This window comes from Klebsiella sp. S69 (assembly GCF_016516145.1).
Classification (GTDB): domain Bacteria; phylum Pseudomonadota; class Gammaproteobacteria; order Enterobacterales; family Enterobacteriaceae; genus Klebsiella; species Klebsiella oxytoca.
Map to the genome: position 1 here is coordinate 138,223 of NZ_JACVUU010000005.1, position 14,312 is coordinate 152,534.

Annotated in this window: 14 protein-coding genes; 1 reads left to right on the top strand and 13 read right to left on the bottom strand. The window is 62.7% G+C overall.

From position 1 onward, the window contains the following. The first annotated feature begins 61 nt into the window (after positions 1-61). Entirely contained in the window at positions 62-2,491 is a 2,430-nt protein-coding gene (gene hrpB, locus IAE27_RS07025; protein WP_200092176.1) for an ATP-dependent helicase HrpB, read from the top strand. A gap of 97 nt (positions 2,492-2,588) precedes the next feature. Here the strand turns inward: hrpB and IAE27_RS07030 are convergent, their stop codons facing one another. Genes IAE27_RS07030 through gspC form a run of 13 tightly spaced genes read right to left on the bottom strand, consistent with a single transcriptional unit; the run spans position 2,589 to position 14,207 of the window. Continuing rightward, the gene (locus IAE27_RS07030) at positions 2,589-3,386 is read right to left on the bottom strand and encodes a prepilin peptidase (RefSeq protein WP_148407855.1); all 798 of its coding nucleotides are present in this window, start codon (positions 3,384-3,386) and stop codon (positions 2,589-2,591) included. Between the two features lie 2 nt (positions 3,387-3,388). Next, positions 3,389-4,147 carry a type II secretion system protein N gene (locus IAE27_RS07035; protein WP_070555861.1) on the bottom strand — a complete coding sequence of 253 codons (759 nt, stop codon included), beginning with the start codon at positions 4,145-4,147 and terminating at the stop codon, positions 3,389-3,391. Further along, positions 4,137-4,622, bottom strand: a complete 486-nt coding sequence (gene gspM / locus IAE27_RS07040) for a type II secretion system protein GspM (RefSeq protein WP_004107993.1) — start codon at positions 4,620-4,622, stop codon at positions 4,137-4,139. The genes IAE27_RS07035 and gspM overlap by 11 nt, the downstream gene beginning before the upstream one ends. Beyond that, entirely contained in the window at positions 4,615-5,811 is a 1,197-nt protein-coding gene (gene gspL, locus IAE27_RS07045; protein ID WP_115239989.1) for a type II secretion system protein GspL, read from the bottom strand. Before gspL ends, gspM begins: the two co-directional genes overlap by 8 nt. Further along, on the bottom strand, positions 5,804-6,784 hold the full coding sequence (gene gspK, locus IAE27_RS07050) for a type II secretion system minor pseudopilin GspK (RefSeq protein ID WP_004107989.1): 981 nt from the start codon (positions 6,782-6,784) through the stop codon (positions 5,804-5,806). Before gspK ends, gspL begins: the two co-directional genes overlap by 8 nt. Continuing rightward, positions 6,781-7,377, bottom strand: coding sequence for a type II secretion system minor pseudopilin GspJ (gspJ, locus tag IAE27_RS07055; RefSeq protein ID WP_070555865.1), 597 nt, complete (start codon positions 7,375-7,377; stop codon positions 6,781-6,783). The genes gspK and gspJ overlap by 4 nt, the downstream gene beginning before the upstream one ends. Further along, a complete protein-coding gene (gspI, locus tag IAE27_RS07060; protein WP_004110668.1) occupies positions 7,374-7,739 on the bottom strand; it encodes a type II secretion system minor pseudopilin GspI in 366 nt (121 codons plus the stop codon). The genes gspJ and gspI overlap by 4 nt, the downstream gene beginning before the upstream one ends. Then, positions 7,736-8,248: a type II secretion system minor pseudopilin GspH gene (gspH, locus tag IAE27_RS07065; RefSeq protein ID WP_154022192.1), complete on the bottom strand. Its 513-nt coding sequence runs from the start codon at positions 8,246-8,248 to the stop codon at positions 7,736-7,738. Before gspH ends, gspI begins: the two co-directional genes overlap by 4 nt. After that, positions 8,248-8,670: a type II secretion system major pseudopilin GspG gene (gspG, locus tag IAE27_RS07070; RefSeq protein ID WP_004098709.1), complete on the bottom strand. Its 423-nt coding sequence runs from the start codon at positions 8,668-8,670 to the stop codon at positions 8,248-8,250. The genes gspH and gspG overlap by 1 nt, the downstream gene beginning before the upstream one ends. Positions 8,671-8,690: 20 nt before the next feature. Next, positions 8,691-9,893 carry a type II secretion system inner membrane protein GspF gene (gene gspF, locus IAE27_RS07075; protein ID WP_108704192.1) on the bottom strand — a complete coding sequence of 401 codons (1,203 nt, stop codon included), beginning with the start codon at positions 9,891-9,893 and terminating at the stop codon, positions 8,691-8,693. 1 nt (position 9,894) lies between these two features. Next, on the bottom strand, positions 9,895-11,388 hold the full coding sequence (gspE, locus tag IAE27_RS07080) for a type II secretion system ATPase GspE (RefSeq protein WP_154022190.1): 1,494 nt from the start codon (positions 11,386-11,388) through the stop codon (positions 9,895-9,897). Then, the gene (pulD, locus tag IAE27_RS07085) at positions 11,385-13,367 is read right to left on the bottom strand and encodes a GspD family T2SS secretin variant PulD (protein ID WP_004107980.1); all 1,983 of its coding nucleotides are present in this window, start codon (positions 13,365-13,367) and stop codon (positions 11,385-11,387) included. Before pulD ends, gspE begins: the two co-directional genes overlap by 4 nt. Continuing rightward, positions 13,368-14,207 (bottom strand): type II secretion system protein GspC, encoded by an 840-nt coding sequence (gspC, locus tag IAE27_RS07090; RefSeq protein WP_154022189.1) that lies wholly within the window; start codon positions 14,205-14,207, stop codon positions 13,368-13,370. Positions 14,208-14,312 lie beyond the last annotated feature (105 nt).

The window sequence follows — 14,312 nt, forward strand, 5'->3', positions numbered from 1 at the left end:
GGTAATGAATTATCGGGATGCTACAATGCTTGCCCTCACATGTTAACCCCCGGAGCGCTTCGTGTCCTCATTGCCGGTTGCCGCCGTCCTCCCTGAACTTCTCTCTGCCCTGCAGCATGCGCCGCAGGTTTTGCTTAACGCGCCAACCGGCGCCGGGAAATCCACCTGGCTGCCGCTGCAAATTCTCGCCGAAGGTAAAATCAACGGACGCATAATCCTGCTGGAGCCGCGGCGGCTGGCCGCGCGTAACGTGGCGCAGCGGCTGGCGGAACTGCTGGGAGAAAAGCCCGGCGAGACGGTGGGCTATCGCATGCGCGCGGAGAGCTGCGTCGGGCCGAACACGCGCCTCGAAGTGGTGACCGAAGGTATTTTAACGCGGATGATCCAGCGCGATCCGGAGCTGAGCGGCGTGGGGCTGGCGATCCTTGATGAATTCCACGAACGCAGCCTGCAGGCGGATCTGGCGCTGGCGCTGCTGCTCGACGTCCAGCAGGGATTGCGCGACGATCTTAAGCTGCTGATTATGTCGGCGACGCTGGATAATGAACGCCTGCAGAAGCTGCTGCCGGAGGCGCCGGTTATCGTTTCCGAAGGGCGCGCGTTTCCGGTTGAACGGCGTTTTTTGCCGTTGCCGACTCATCAGCGTTTTGACGAGGCGGTGGCGATAGCCGCCGCAGAGCTGCTGCGTAGCGAGAACGGCTCAATGCTGCTGTTTCTGCCCGGGGTAGGAGAAATTCAGCGCGTGCAGGAGCGGCTGGCGGAGCGGGTGGCGAGCGATGTTGTGCTGTGCCCGCTGTACGGCGCGTTGCCGTTGAGCGAGCAGCGTAAGGCGATACTGCCTGCGCCAGCAGGGATGCGCAAAGTGGTGCTGGCAACCAACATCGCCGAAACCAGTCTGACCATCGAGGGGATTCGGCTGGTGGTGGATAGCGCTCAGGAGCGAGTCGCGCGCTTTGACGCCCGGACCGGGCTCACTCGCCTGGTGACGCAGCGCATCAGCCAGGCCTCAATGACCCAGCGCGCCGGTCGAGCCGGGCGTCTGGAGCCGGGTATCTGCCTGCATCTGCTGGCAAAGGAGCAGGCCGAGCGCGCGGCGGCGCAGGGCGACCCGGAAATCCTGCAAAGCGATTTGTCGTCGCTACTGCTGGAGCTATTGCAGTGGGGATGTCAGGACCCGGCCCAGCTCAGCTGGCTGGATCTGCCGCCTGCGACCAACCTGGCGGCGGCCCGGCGTCTGCTCACTGACCTTTCTGCGCTGGAAGGTGACCGGCTGTCGGCGCACGGGCGAAAAATGGCGGCGTTAGGTAACGATCCGCGTCTGGCGGCAATGCTGACGGCCGCGGAGGATGCCGATGGCGCCGCCACGGCGGCTAAGCTGGCGGCGATCCTTGAAGAGCCGCCGCGCGGCGGCAATAGCGATCTCAGCGCGGCGTTTGCCCGTCAGCAGGGCAACTGGCAGCAGCGGGCGCAGCAGCTGATGAAAAGGCTGGCGGTTCGCGGCGGTCAGCCCGACGCCGACAGCATCGCGGCGCTGCTGGCCTCCGCTTTTGCCGACCGTATCGCCCATCGTCGCGGTCAGGAGGGGCGCTACCAGCTGGCTAACGGGATGGGGGCGATGCTTGACGCCGATGATGCCCTGAGCCGCCACGAATGGCTGATTGCGCCGCTGCTGCTGCAGGGGAGCGCATCGCCAGATGCGCGGATCCTGCTGGCGCTGCCGGTCGATATTCACGCGCTGATTGAGCAGTGTCCGGCGCTGGTCCGGCGTTCCGATACCGTCGAGTGGGATGAGGCGCCAGGCACGCTGAAGGCCTGGCGGCGCACCTGTATCGGACGCCTGGTCATCAAGACCCAGCCGCTGGCGAAGCCGGCGGAAGAGGAGCTGCATCAGGCGATGCTTAATGGGATCCGCGAGAAGGGACTGAACGTGCTCAACTGGACGCCGGAGGCGGAGCAGCTGCGTCTGCGGCTGCACTGCGCGGCGCAGTGGCTGCCGGAGGAGGCGTGGCCGGCCGTTGATGAGGCGTCGCTGCTGGCCTCGTTTGAACAGTGGCTGCTGCCGCAGATGGCGGGCGTCCATTCGCTGCGGGCTCTGAAGGCGCTGGACGTGCGTCAGGCGCTGCAAAACTGGCTGCCGTGGCCGCTGCGCCAGAAGCTGGACAGCGAGCTGCCCACGCATTATACGGTGCCGACCGGTAGCCGCATTGCGATTCGCTATCACGATGAAAACCCGCCGGCGCTGGCGGTGCGAATGCAGGAGATGTTTGGCGAGGCGACCACTCCGACTATCGCCCAGGGGCGGGTGCCGCTGGTGCTGGAGCTGCTTTCGCCGGCGCAGCGCCCGCTGCAGATCACCCGTGATTTAGGCGCGTTCTGGCAGGGGAGCTACCGCGAGGTACAAAAAGAGATGAAAGGGCGCTATCCGAAGCACGTCTGGCCCGACGATCCGGCCAATACCGCCCCGACCCGCCGCACCAAAAAGTATTCGTAGCCGGAGAGTTCCCGGGTTGCGGCGTAAACGCCTTACCCGGGCTACCGGACCAACAGCACCCGTAGCCCTGCTAAGCGCAGCGCGAGCAGGGGATATTTTATACCTGGCCCCACAAAAAGATGCCGCCGCCCGCCAGCGCCAGCCAGGGGCCGAAGGCCAGGGGCTGTTCGAGCGAACGACGGGTTACCAGGCGCTGCAGCAGCGTCCAGATCAGGCCGCTGGCGGAAGCCAGCAGCAGCGTATGCGGCAGCGCCTGCCAGCCGAGCCACGCGCCGAGCGCCGCCAGCAGCTTGAAATCACCGTAGCCCAGCGCCTCTTTACCGGTCAGCAGACGGAACACCCAGTACACTGACCACAGCGATAGATACCCGGCCATCGCGCCAACGACCGCCTCCGCCAGCGGCGCGAAGAGATCGGTAAGATTGAACAGCAGCCCGGCCCACAGCAGCGGCAGAGTCAGCCTGTCAGGCAGCAGCTGCGTTTGCGCGTCGATGGCGGCGAGGATCAGCAGCAGCGACAATAAAATTAACCCGCCCAGCAGCGGCATGCCCGCAGGGATCAGGTACCCGACCAGCATAAACAGCGCGCCGGTCGCCAGCTCCATCAGCGGATAGCGACGTGAAATCGGTCGCCCGCAGCAGCGCGAACGCCCCTTGAGCCATAAAAAGCTCAGCAGCGGGATATTGTCCCGCCAGGCGATGGGCTGACGGCACTGCGGACAGAACGATGCGGGGAAGCAGAGATTCACTCCCTCTGCGTACTCCATCATCAGCGGTAAACGATGGATAACGACGTTAAAAAAGCTGCCGAACGCCAGTCCGGACAAGAATAAAAAACCGCCCCAGATTAACGGGAATTGCGCGGCGAACTCGGGTAACAATGCGATGTTTTCCACGGCTATTTTTTCTCCTCGGATAGCCACTGTCCCTGCCACTGCCACGGCGTGCGCCCCTGCTTATCTTTACGGCCGGTTTGCGCAACCAGCAGCGTCAGCAGCGCCGGAGCCGCCTGACGGGGTTGCAGCATGCCGTTAAACGTATAGCGCCCGTCGGGCGTCAGAACGCCCTGTCCGGTGAGGCTAAGCTGATGGGAATCCTGGGTCAGGGCGATAGCCAGCGTGCCCGCCGGGGTGCAGCTTAGTTTGCCGCTAACCTGGGCCAGTTCGAGCGAACCGGCGGGGGAGGTGAGCGCCGCATCCTGCCACTGCACGGCGCCCGCGCTCATCTGTCGGCAGCCGCCAGCGTTAAAACGGGCTTCCGGTAGCGTCAGCATCACCTGGCCACGGGCTTCCAGCGGTATCCCGAGCGCCAGCCGCTGGCCGATCGTCCGGGCCGGAATCACGAGTCGGCCTTCGCGCACCACAAACTCGTTCAGGCCGTGCAGCCAGGCCTGGCCGCGCAGGCCGGAGGGGGCGCTAAACGCGGTATGCCAGCCGGGAAGCCACGACGAAAAGCCAAACTCCCAGCGTAAATGGGCGATGTCAAAACCGCGCCAGCTGGCCTGACGGGCTTCTCCTTGCCACAGGGTGCCCGTGGTTTCGCCGAGCCGCGCGCCTTCCGGCAGCGCCAGGGCCAGCAGTCTCGCCGGCGCGCTAAGCAGCAGCCAGAAGAGATAGACCGCCGCCAGCAGCAGGCCGATAGTGATTTTATTTTTCATCGCTGCGCTCCAGCACCAGCGTAGTGACGGTGACCCGGCCAGGCTGCTGCGCCACGGCGGCCACCGTCAGCGTAACGGTGGTCATTCCCGCCTGCCCCAGCGCGTCGAGCCATGCCATCAGCGCCTGAAAATCGGCGGGCTGCACGCTAAGGCCCAGGCGAGCTCCCTGCGGCTGCAGGCGAACGATGGCGATCCCGTGGCGGGCGGCTTCGCGCATAATCACCGTTGTTGGCTCTTGCGGCGCGGCAGGCGATTTCTGCTGGCGAAGCTGCTGCAGAAGGGGAGTCTGCTGGCGCATCCACTGCAGACTGGCCTGCTCCCGGGTCAGCGTTTGCCGCCACTGCGTCTCGCGACTTTGCCAGGGCTGCCATAAAGCGTAATAGACCAGGCCGATAATCAGCATCACGCCCATGCCCAGCAGCAGATGCCGTTCGCGGCGCGTACGCTGTTGCCATAAGGTCATCAGGTTATGCATCGTTATCCTCCAGCGTCAGACGCCCTTCAATACCGTCGGCGTGCGGTTTCATTTCCCCGCTCTGCACGCGGAAGCCGGCCCGCGCCCGCTGGCTGAACTGCTCCAGAGCCTGCGATGAGACGGCGGATATCTCCAGCTGCAGCGCGTTGCGCCCGGCATCATAGCTCAGGGTTCGCAGGCGAATGCCCGGCGTTTCAGCAATGATTTGCTGCAGAGCGCCGAGCCGCGAGATGATCACCGGCCGGGCGCTTGCGCTTGCCAGCCGACGCAGATGCTGCTGCATTTGCAGACGTGGATTGACGAGGTTTTTTTCGCTTTTGAACCACTGGCGGTAAAAGTCACGGCTGGCCTGTACCGCGGCGTCGGCCTGGCGCGCCAGCGCGAGATGGTCGTGGAGGCGATTCCCGCTCCACAGCAGCAGTAGCGCCAGCGCAGCGGCGAGAGCCGGGCGCCAGCGTCGGGGCGTCGGCGGCCGGCGGCGTTCAGGGGCAAAATTGCCCTGGCATAAGCAGATTTTACGCGCCTGCGGGTTGCTCGCCGCCAGCTCCAGCAAATCCTGCGTCGGCAGAGGCTGCCACGGCGCGGCAATCTCCGGCGGCGGCGAGTAGCTGGCGATGGGCGCGAGGTCAGGCCAGTGAACCAGCAGTTCGCCGAGCCATGAGGTTTCCACCGCCATACCGCTCTCCGAATCGTGGCGAAACAGCCACTGCTCGCCGCAGCGTACGGCGCTCCAGCCGGTTGGGTTGTGCGGCAGGGTTAGGGCATCCGGCGTCAGTGCCAGCACGTTGAGTCCGAGTTGTTCGCACCAGGCCTGCCAGGCGCGCATCTTCTCCCGCCCGACCACCGCCACGGCACAATCGCTTTTATCCCGGTGGAGCAGGGCAAAATGGCTCTCCTCGACCTCTGTTGCCAGCTGTTCTTCGAGTAAAAACGCCAGGGCCTGCTGCGCATTTCGGCGCACGCCGGCGGGCAGAGTAACGCGATGAAACGCGCAGTCGCTGGCGGGCACCAGCACCCAGGCCGGATAACGCTGCGCCAGCAGGCTGAGCGTCGGATCGCCAGCGTCAGGATGCCATTCTCCGCTCTGCGCCTCGTCGCCCGGCGCGGCCAGCCGCCATATCGCCGTCGCGGCATCAGGATTGAGGCGAATAATCAGCACGGTGGCGGAAGAGGTATGGTGGTTATTCATCGGCTACCCAATAGATTCCATAGCGCCGCTGGACGACGCCGAAGGTTCGCCCCTGCTTTTGCAGGAGGCTACGTTGCTGATAGCGGGCGCTGCCCATCACTACGCTGAAGGTGGCGATAAAACGCTCGCTGCGCACCGTCAGCCACGGACGCGCGGCGGCGGTATCGGTTTTTTGTAGTATCGGCTGCGACAGGAAAGCGGCGACGCTGCTCCAGCCGGTGGCCGCGCGCGCCTGCAGCAGCTGCCGGGCTTCGGCAAGGGTGAGTTCAGCCGGGAAGAGCGCCGACAGTAGCGCGGCCTGAGCGGGCTGCAGGGTATTGACGTTCACCTGCAGCGCATCGTCCGGAGGCGCGCAGACGTAGGGCAGCAGACGCTGATAGAGCGTCGCGTCCATCCCGGCCAGCAGGCGCAGTTCGCTGACATCCTGCAGCGGCTGATTGCCGCTCAGATAGCCGGGGGATTGCGCCATATAGACTTCATCTTCCGCGCCGTTCAGCAGCGGCTGGCGATCGCTGTCCACCCAGTCGCGCAGGGCGGCGGTCAGCTGTAAGGCGCGCAGCGGCTCGCTGCCGAGATTCTCCAGCAGTCGGGTAAAAACCTGTGCGGGATAAGGGATTTCAACGCTTTCGTCGCCGCTGAGCTGGTTAATGGCGTTGAGGTTGAAGCAGGCCTGCGCGTCGCTTAGGGTGGCGTAGATCTCGCCGTCATTGAGCGTAAAACGTCGCCCCTGCTGGGCCCAGTTCTGCGCCAGATGGGTTTGGTTCGGCGAGTCGAGCGCGTCGCGTTGTAGCAACGCCGCCGCCAGGGTTTCCGCCCCCAGCGCGTACCATTTGGCCTGCAGGTTATCGAGGGTCGTCGCGGTTTGCTGATACATCCGCGCGCTGCGCTCGGTCATGGCGCTCGCCAGCACCATCATCAGAGCGAGGATCAGCAGCACCATAAGCAGGGCGACGCCGCGCTGGCGGGTATTCATTGGCTGCCTCCCGGCGTAAGCAGAAACAGCCTTCGGATCTCGCCGTATGGCTCCAGCGTCAGGGTGACCTCCAGCCCCTGGGGCAACCTCTGCGGCTGCTGCCATTCATCCTGCCAGCGGCCGCTGGCGTAAAAGCGCAGGCGAAACGCCTGCACGTTGCGCTGCATAACGGTCACCGTGGGCAGACTACCGGGCAGCGGGTCCTGCTGGTCGTAGCTCAGGCGCTCCAGGTGGCTGCCGCGCAGGCGGTAGCTGACGTTCTGAATTTCCGAACGCGGCAGAAGCCCCAGAGGGTTGGGCCAACCGTTGCGGCTAAAAGCGATCGCCCAGTCGTCGCTGCCGAGCTGAAAGCGTCCGGCAAAAAACAGGTTCGCGCTGTCGCGGCTGCGGCGGGGAATGATTTGGCTAAAGTCCGCCGCCATCTGGCTGAACGTTTGCTGCAGCGTCTGGATGCGCTCGCCTTTATCGCGGGTGAGCGTATCGGCGCGCATCACGTTTTGCAGCACCGTGACCGCAGCGACGCTTAGCGCGGCGAGGATAGCCAACGCCAGCAGCATTTCAACGAGGGTAAATCCGCGAGCTCGCTGGATCATGGCGGCGTCACGTAGGTGCGCAGCGAAGAGACGGGCATCTTTTCGCTTTTGGCATGGCGGACCTCGACGTCCAGCGCCCGCAGCTGCGGGAGGTCGGTTTCCACGCCCTGCCAGCGAATGTGCCAGCTGACGCCCGCCGTCTGCACCGTGGTTTCCGACCAGCTCAGCGCGGGCCAGCGATTTTCCAGCCGTAGCTGCACCAGCTGATTATCCGCCAGCCAGCCGGCCAGAATTTTCTCCTCCATTCGCCCCAGCTGGCGGGTTTGCTGGAGCGTGGCCTGCACCACCGCCAGCCCGGCAAGGGCGAAGACCACCAGCGCGACCATCACTTCTATTAGCGTCATGCCGGCCTGCTTTTTCATGGCGCCTCCTGCGGTTGAGGCTGGCTTTCGCCGCGCGCATTAAACGCGATACCCGTGGCTTCGCCGACGGTCAGCCGAAAGGGGATCATCTCCCCGCCGGGAAAGATCAGCACATCGGGGTTGTCGCCCGGCGTCCAGGCCTCGCCCTGTGGAAAAGCGAGGCGTAGCTTGTCCCCGATGACGCTACCCGAAGTGGCGACGCGTCCGGCGCTTAGCGGCAGCCAACGATAGCCGTTCCAGTCGTTGCCGACAGAGGGGGAGTCATTGCTTTCGCGGGCTTGCAGGACCAGAAACTGCCATCTATCGGGATGCACCGAGACGCCAAAAAACTGACCGGTTTGTAGACCTCGCTGCTGGACAAAGCGCAGCTGCGCCTCAAAGCGCGCCAGGGTCTGCGCCGCGCTATCATCGCGCGAGGCGGGAAAAGCCAGCAGCACCATGCCTGCGCTGACGCCCATCAGCAGCAAAATGAGCATCATTTCCAGCAACGTAAAGCCGCGCTGTCGCACTATTTTTTCCCAATCGTCCAGTTGCCGATATCGTCATTGCTCTCCGGCACGCCGTCCGGCCCGAGGCTGAAAATATCCACCTGTCCGTGCTGGCCGGGGCTCAGCAGCTGGTAATCGCTGCCCCAGGGATCCTGCGGCAGACGGCGAATATAGCCGCCTTCGGGATAGTTGCGCGCGTGCGGCTCGGCCGATGGCGCGCTGACCAGCGCCTGCAGCCCCTGCTCGGTGGTGGGATAGCGGCTGTTGTCCAGTTTGTACATGTCCAGCGCCCCCTCGAGCGCCACAAGATCGCTGACCACTTTTTGCCGGTCGGCCTTTTCCTTGTTGCCCATCAGGTTGGGCACCACGAGGCTGGCGAGCACGCCGAGGATAACAATCACCACCATGATTTCCAGTAAGGTGAAGCCGCGCTGTCGTTGCATATTTTTCTCCATTAGAACAATTACATACTCATCAGGGTATTGAGCTGCAGTATCGGTTGCAGGATGGCGAGGACGATAAACAGCACCATGCCGGCCATCGCCACTACCAGCAGAGGTTCAAACAGGCTGAGGGCCAGCTGAATTTGCGCGCTCAGATCCCGGTCCTGGTTATCTGCCGCGCGCGCCAGCATGTCGTTGAGCTCGCCGCTCTGTTCGCCGCTGGCGACCATATAGCGCATCATCGGCGGGAAAAGCTGGGTCATTTCGAGCGCGCGATGCAGGCTGACGCCTTCGCGTACCGCGTCGCTGGCGGCTTCGAGCTGGCGCTTAGCCCAGGCGTTGCTTAATACTTCCGCGCTGATGCGCATCGCCAGCAGCAGCGGAACGGCGCTGGCGTTGAGAATGCTCAGAGTACGGGCGTAGCGGGCGCTGTTAACGCTGCGCGCGACCCGGCCAATCAACGGCAGGCGCAGCAGCAGTCTGTGCCAGGCCAGCCGCTTTGCCGGCTGCCGCAGCAGGTAGCGCAGCAGCAGAGCCATGAGCATGGCGGCGAGCAGCAGCCACGGACCGGCGGCGCGCAGCATATCGCTCATCGCCATCAGCAGACGGGTAGAAAACGGCAGCGCCTGCTTAAGGTGGATAAACTGCTCGACAACCTTCGGCACCACCGTCGACAGCAGAATGACGATCACGCTGACCGCCACCAGGGTTAGCACGATGGGGTAAATCATCGCCTGCAGCAGCCGGGCGCGCAGCTCCTGGCGCTGTTCGGTGTAGTCCGCCAGCCGGTTCAGTACGCCATCAAGATGGCCGGAAGCTTCTCCGGCGGCGACCATCGCGCAGTAGAGCGCGTCGAAGCAGCCAGGGTAGCCGCGCATCGCTTCCGCCAGCGCATGGCCTTCCAGCACTTTGCCGCGCACGCCGGCAATCAGGGTTTTCAGCTGCGGTTTCTCACACTGCTGGGCCACCGCGTCGAGCGCTTTTTCCAGCGGGATGGCAGCGGCGACCAGCGTCGCCAGCTGGCGGGTGACGAGGGCAAGATCGCGGGCGTTAGTCCGGCGGATAAAGCGCGGTTGCCCGCCGCCGGCAGCCGGGGCAATATCCAGGGCCAGCCAGTTCTTATCCCGCAGCAGCTGGCGCGCGTGGCGGGCGGAGTCCGCCTGCTGGATGCCGCGCCGGGTTTTACCCTTTTCATCAACAGCCTGATAGCGAAAAAGCGCCATGTCAGGAGGCCTCCGAGATCTGCTGTTCGGTGACCCGCAGGACCTCTTGCCAGCTGGTGATCCCCGCCAGCGCCTTTTCCCGCCCGGCGTGGCGTAGGGTGATATAGTCCGCTCCCAGCTGTTGGATCAGCGTCACCTCGTTTTCGCCGCGGTGGATAGCCATGCGCACGCGATCGTCCACCAGCAATAGTTCGTGAATGCCGGTACGTCCGCGATAGCCGGTAAAGCCGCACTCGGCGCAGCCCCGGGGCTGCCAGAGCGCCGTGCCGGGGGCGATCTCCATCTGGCGGGCGGTATCGGCATTGGCCGGCTCCTGCTGGCGGCAGTGCGGGCAGAGCCGTCGCACCAGCCGCTGCGACATCACCGCCAGCAGCGAGGTGGAGAGCAGAAAAGGCTCGACGCCCATATCCTGCAGGCGCGAGATGGCGCCCAGCGCGCTATTGGTATGCAGCGTTGAGAGCACCAGATGGCCGGTTAGCGAGGCCTGAACGGCGATTTGCGCCGTTTCGCCGTCGCGGATTTCGCCCACCAGCACCACGTCAGGGTCCTGGCGCAAAATGGCGCGCAGCCCGCGGGCAAAGGTCATATCGACTTTCGCGTTAACCTGAGTCTGACCGATGCCCTCCAGCTCATATTCGATAGGATCTTCAATGGTCATGATGTTGCGCTCGCGGGCATCGAGGCGGCTTAGCGCGGCGTAGAGGGTGGTGCTTTTTCCCGAGCCGGTCGGCCCGGTCACCAGCACGATGCCGTGCGGGCGGGCGATCAGTCCATCTACCTGCTGGAGCAGCGCGGGCGGCATCCCGAGGGTCAGCAGGTCGAGATTAACGCTGTTTTTATCGAGCAGACGCAGCACCACGCGTTCGCCGTAGCTCGACGGCAGGGTGGAGACGCGGACATCGACGGCGCGTCCGCCAATACGCAGCGCCATGCGCCCATCCTGAGGAATGCGTTTTTCGGCGATATCAAGGCTCGCCATCACCTTAATGCGCGAGATCAGCAGCGCGGCGAGGCGGCGCTGGGGGCGCAGGATTTCGCGCAGTACGCCGTCGACGCGAAAGCGAATTTGCAGGTGGCGTTCATAGGTTTCGATATGAATATCCGACGCTTTCTCTTTGATAGCCTCGGTGAGCATGGCGTTAATCAGGCGGATAATCGGCGCGTCGTCTTCGCTATCCAGAAGATCGTCGGTGTCCGGCAGCTCTTCGGCAAGGGTGTACAGATCCAGCTCGTTGCCGATATCCGCCATCATGCGCCGCGCCTCGGCGGAGTCGCGCTGATAGCTCAGCACCAGCAGCTTTTCGAACGCCTCTGCTTCCAGTCGTTCCAGGCTGAACGGCATCCCGGCCACCCGGCGAGCTTCCAGCAGCGCCTGCGGCGCGGTGGCGGCAAGGCAGAAAACCTCGCAGCTTGCGCCGTTGCTCAGGAGCATCACGTTGTGCGCGCGGGCGTAGCTGAAGGGGAGCAGCGGACGTCGTTCAGCGGCGGGCATCATAGATTGCCTCCCAGATTGAACGCGTCGATGGCGGCGCTGACCTGGCGGAACGCGGCGGTATCCTGGCGCGGGTAGATCTCCAGCAGATCGTTACTCAGCATCGCGTCGTTGTTCTCTTTGCCGCGCTGTTTGCTCTGGGCGTCGTTAAACGCGGTGTACTGCCCGGATGAAGCCTGACGGTACTCGTCTCGGTCGCGGATCACCGTTGGACGAATGAACAGCATCAGGTTGCGCTTGGAGACCTTTTTGCTGGTGGAGCGGAACAGCGCGCCAATCACCGGGATATCGCCGAGCAGAGGGACTTTATCGGCGGTGTCGGAGACGCTTTTATCCAGCAGGCCGCCGACGACCACCGTTTCGCCGCTGCCGACCAGTACGGCGTTATTCACCGTACGGGTATTGAAGGTCGCGCCGAGATCCGAACTGGTGCTGGAGGCGGCATCCGCCACGCTCGATACCTCCTGTTCGATCTCCAGCAGGACCGAATCGCCTTCGTTAATTTGCGGCTTTACCTTCAGCTTGATGCCGACGGTTTTACGCTCGACGGTATTGAAGATGTTATCGCCGGAGGTGGTTTGCGAGCCGGTCAGCACCGGGACTTCCTGGCCGACGTTAAAGGTGGCCTCCATGTTGTCGAGGGTGACAATGCTCGGCGTGGCGAGAATATCGTTCTTGGTGCTGCTTGAGAGTGCGGTGAGCAGCATTGCCCAGTTGCCCTGGTAGAAGCCGGCGGCAATGCCGTTGAAGGAGCTAAGGGCGCTGGCCAGGGAGCTGCTGACGGTGCCGTCTTTGTTGTACTGGTTGGCCCCGGCGATGGCCGTAGATATTGGCAGACCGCTGTTGGTGAACTGGGTCATCCCGGCGTTTTTATTGGCCCACTGGATGCCGAGGTTAAGACCGTCAGCGTCCTGCACTTCGGCGATGATCGCCTCCACCAGCACCTGTGGACGGCGGATATCCAACTGATCGATTACCCGTTCAAGATCGTTCATCACGTCAGGGGCGGCGGTGACAATCAGGGCGTTGGTCTGTCCGTGCGCTTTGATAATAATATTTTTATCCAGCGCCGCCACCGGCTTCGCGGCCTGCTTTTCGCTCTGCATCGTGCTGCTGATGCCGGTCAGCACTTCGACCAGATCGGCGGCTTTGGCGTATTTCAGATAGATCACTTTGGTGTTGCCCTGCGTCGCCTGCTGGCGGTCGAGCTGCTTAATCATGGCGACGATCCGCTGGCGCGAGTTGGGCTCGCCGCTGACCAGCACCGCGTTGGTGCGCTCGTCGGCCACCACGTTGGCGACCATCGAGCCGGGCAGGGCCGATTTGCTGGTATCTTTGTTGAGTTCAGTCACCAGCTTGACCACATCGGCGGCGGAGGCCCATGAGAGGGGAACTGTCACCACGCTGCGGTCTCCGGCGTTATCGACGCGTTCGACGATGGTCAACAGACGCTTGATCACCGCCGCGCGGCCGGTCATCAGCAGGACGTTGGAGGGTTCATAGTGCACCACGCTGCCCGCGCCGGCGTTATCGTTAAGCTGGCGCAGCAGCGGCGCCAGATCGCGGGCGGCGACGTTAGTCAGCGGCACGACGCGGGTGACGACCTCATCGCCAGTACCCGGTGCGGCATCGCTCGCCACCGGCACCGCGGCGGTTTTCGCATCCTTCGAACGAACGACTTTCAGGACGCCGTTATTCATATTAATCACCGCGAAGCCATAGACATCGAGGACGCTGAGGAAAAATTGATAATATTGCTCTTCGTTGAGCATATCGTAGCTACGTACGGTAATGGTGCCGCGTACGCTGGGATCGATAATGACCGTTTTATTCAGGTTTTTACTGACCGTATTGATAAATTCCTGAATGTCGGTGCCCTTAAAGCTGGCGGAAAACTCTTCCGCCGCGGCCGGTTTGAATATCAGCGCGGCGAATATCAGCAGCGTCAGGAAAAATGGGCGGGTAACGTTGGTGATGATCAATTATTCATCCCTCAGATCTAGAGAAATATCTTGTTTCTGGCCGTCGCGTTCAACGGTAAGGGTTATTTCGGTTAATTCCGGTAGCTGAGCTAATGCCTGGCGAGACTGTTCTTTATCGCGGAGATCCAGGCCGTTCAGGGCAATCGCCAGATCGTTTTCCTTGAGACCCGCCTGGCGAAATAACGCCGGTTTTTTTCCCGCATTCAGGCGATATCCGCTGAGCTTGTCGTTGACCATGACCGGCGAAATATTGAGGTAATGAAGAATATTTTGCGGCTGCGCGCGGAGCTCCTGCGCCAATTGGTCGGCTGGCGGCGCGGCGCTATTTTTGCCGGCAGCGGGCGGGTCGTTAAACAGCGGGATAGCCTCATTTGTGCCGCGGTAATTAACAATCAGGCGGTCGGGGAAAATGGCGACAATTTTCGCCTCTCCGCCCGGCGTATTATCGCCAATCCCGAGGCTAACCTGTTGATTCCCCTGCATCATGATAGCAATGGCGCGAGAGGGAACGGTACTGGCGAGCAGGCCGGTTACGCGCAGTTTGAGCGCCGAAACGGGTGCCTGCTCGAGGTTGTCGCCGTTTGCGGAGGAGGGCGTTTTCTCCGCCACGCCAAATAGCGTAAAGCGCGGCAGCGCCGTTTCCGGGGAGGGCGCGGCGGGCACCGTCGTATCGGCAGAGCTTAATGCGTTATCCGTAAAGTTTACCGGGAGAATTATTTTCCAGGTTAATTGGGCGAGCTGCTGGCAGATAAAAAATAATATGATGAACGTCACAATATGAGGCACGTAATTAATTATTTTTTTATTTGATATTGTTAATCTCATCACGGAATTAGGCATTTTTATTCCTTTGCTCATTCTATTTCCCTCAGTAAAAGGTACCGCCCTACCGATATTGGTGGGGATTTTTTTATGGTGAGCGTGCTAATTGCGGGAATCTGCGTA

What these genes read in the sequence shown, in the direction of transcription:
- gspM (WP_004107993.1), bottom strand. Translation starts at nt 4,622, where the DNA reads ATGCATAACCTGATGACCTTATGGCAACAGCGTACGCGCCGCGAACGG.
- gspK (WP_004107989.1), bottom strand. Translation starts at nt 6,784, where the DNA reads ATGAATACCCGCCAGCGCGGCGTCGCCCTGCTTATGGTGCTGCTGATC.
- gspE (WP_154022190.1), bottom strand. Translation starts at nt 11,388, where the DNA reads ATGATGCCCGCCGCTGAACGACGTCCGCTGCTCCCCTTCAGCTACGCC.
- gspI (WP_004110668.1), bottom strand. Translation starts at nt 7,739, where the DNA reads ATGAAAAAGCAGGCCGGCATGACGCTAATAGAAGTGATGGTCGCGCTG.
- IAE27_RS07035 (WP_070555861.1), bottom strand. Translation starts at nt 4,147, where the DNA reads ATGAAAAATAAAATCACTATCGGCCTGCTGCTGGCGGCGGTCTATCTC.
- gspF (WP_108704192.1), bottom strand. Translation starts at nt 9,893, where the DNA reads ATGGCGCTTTTTCGCTATCAGGCTGTTGATGAAAAGGGTAAAACCCGG.
- gspG (WP_004098709.1), bottom strand. Translation starts at nt 8,670, where the DNA reads ATGCAACGACAGCGCGGCTTCACCTTACTGGAAATCATGGTGGTGATT.
- gspC (WP_154022189.1), bottom strand. Translation starts at nt 14,207, where the DNA reads ATGCCTAATTCCGTGATGAGATTAACAATATCAAATAAAAAAATAATT.
- gspL (WP_115239989.1), bottom strand. Translation starts at nt 5,811, where the DNA reads ATGAATAACCACCATACCTCTTCCGCCACCGTGCTGATTATTCGCCTC.
- gspJ (WP_070555865.1), bottom strand. Translation starts at nt 7,377, where the DNA reads ATGATCCAGCGAGCTCGCGGATTTACCCTCGTTGAAATGCTGCTGGCG.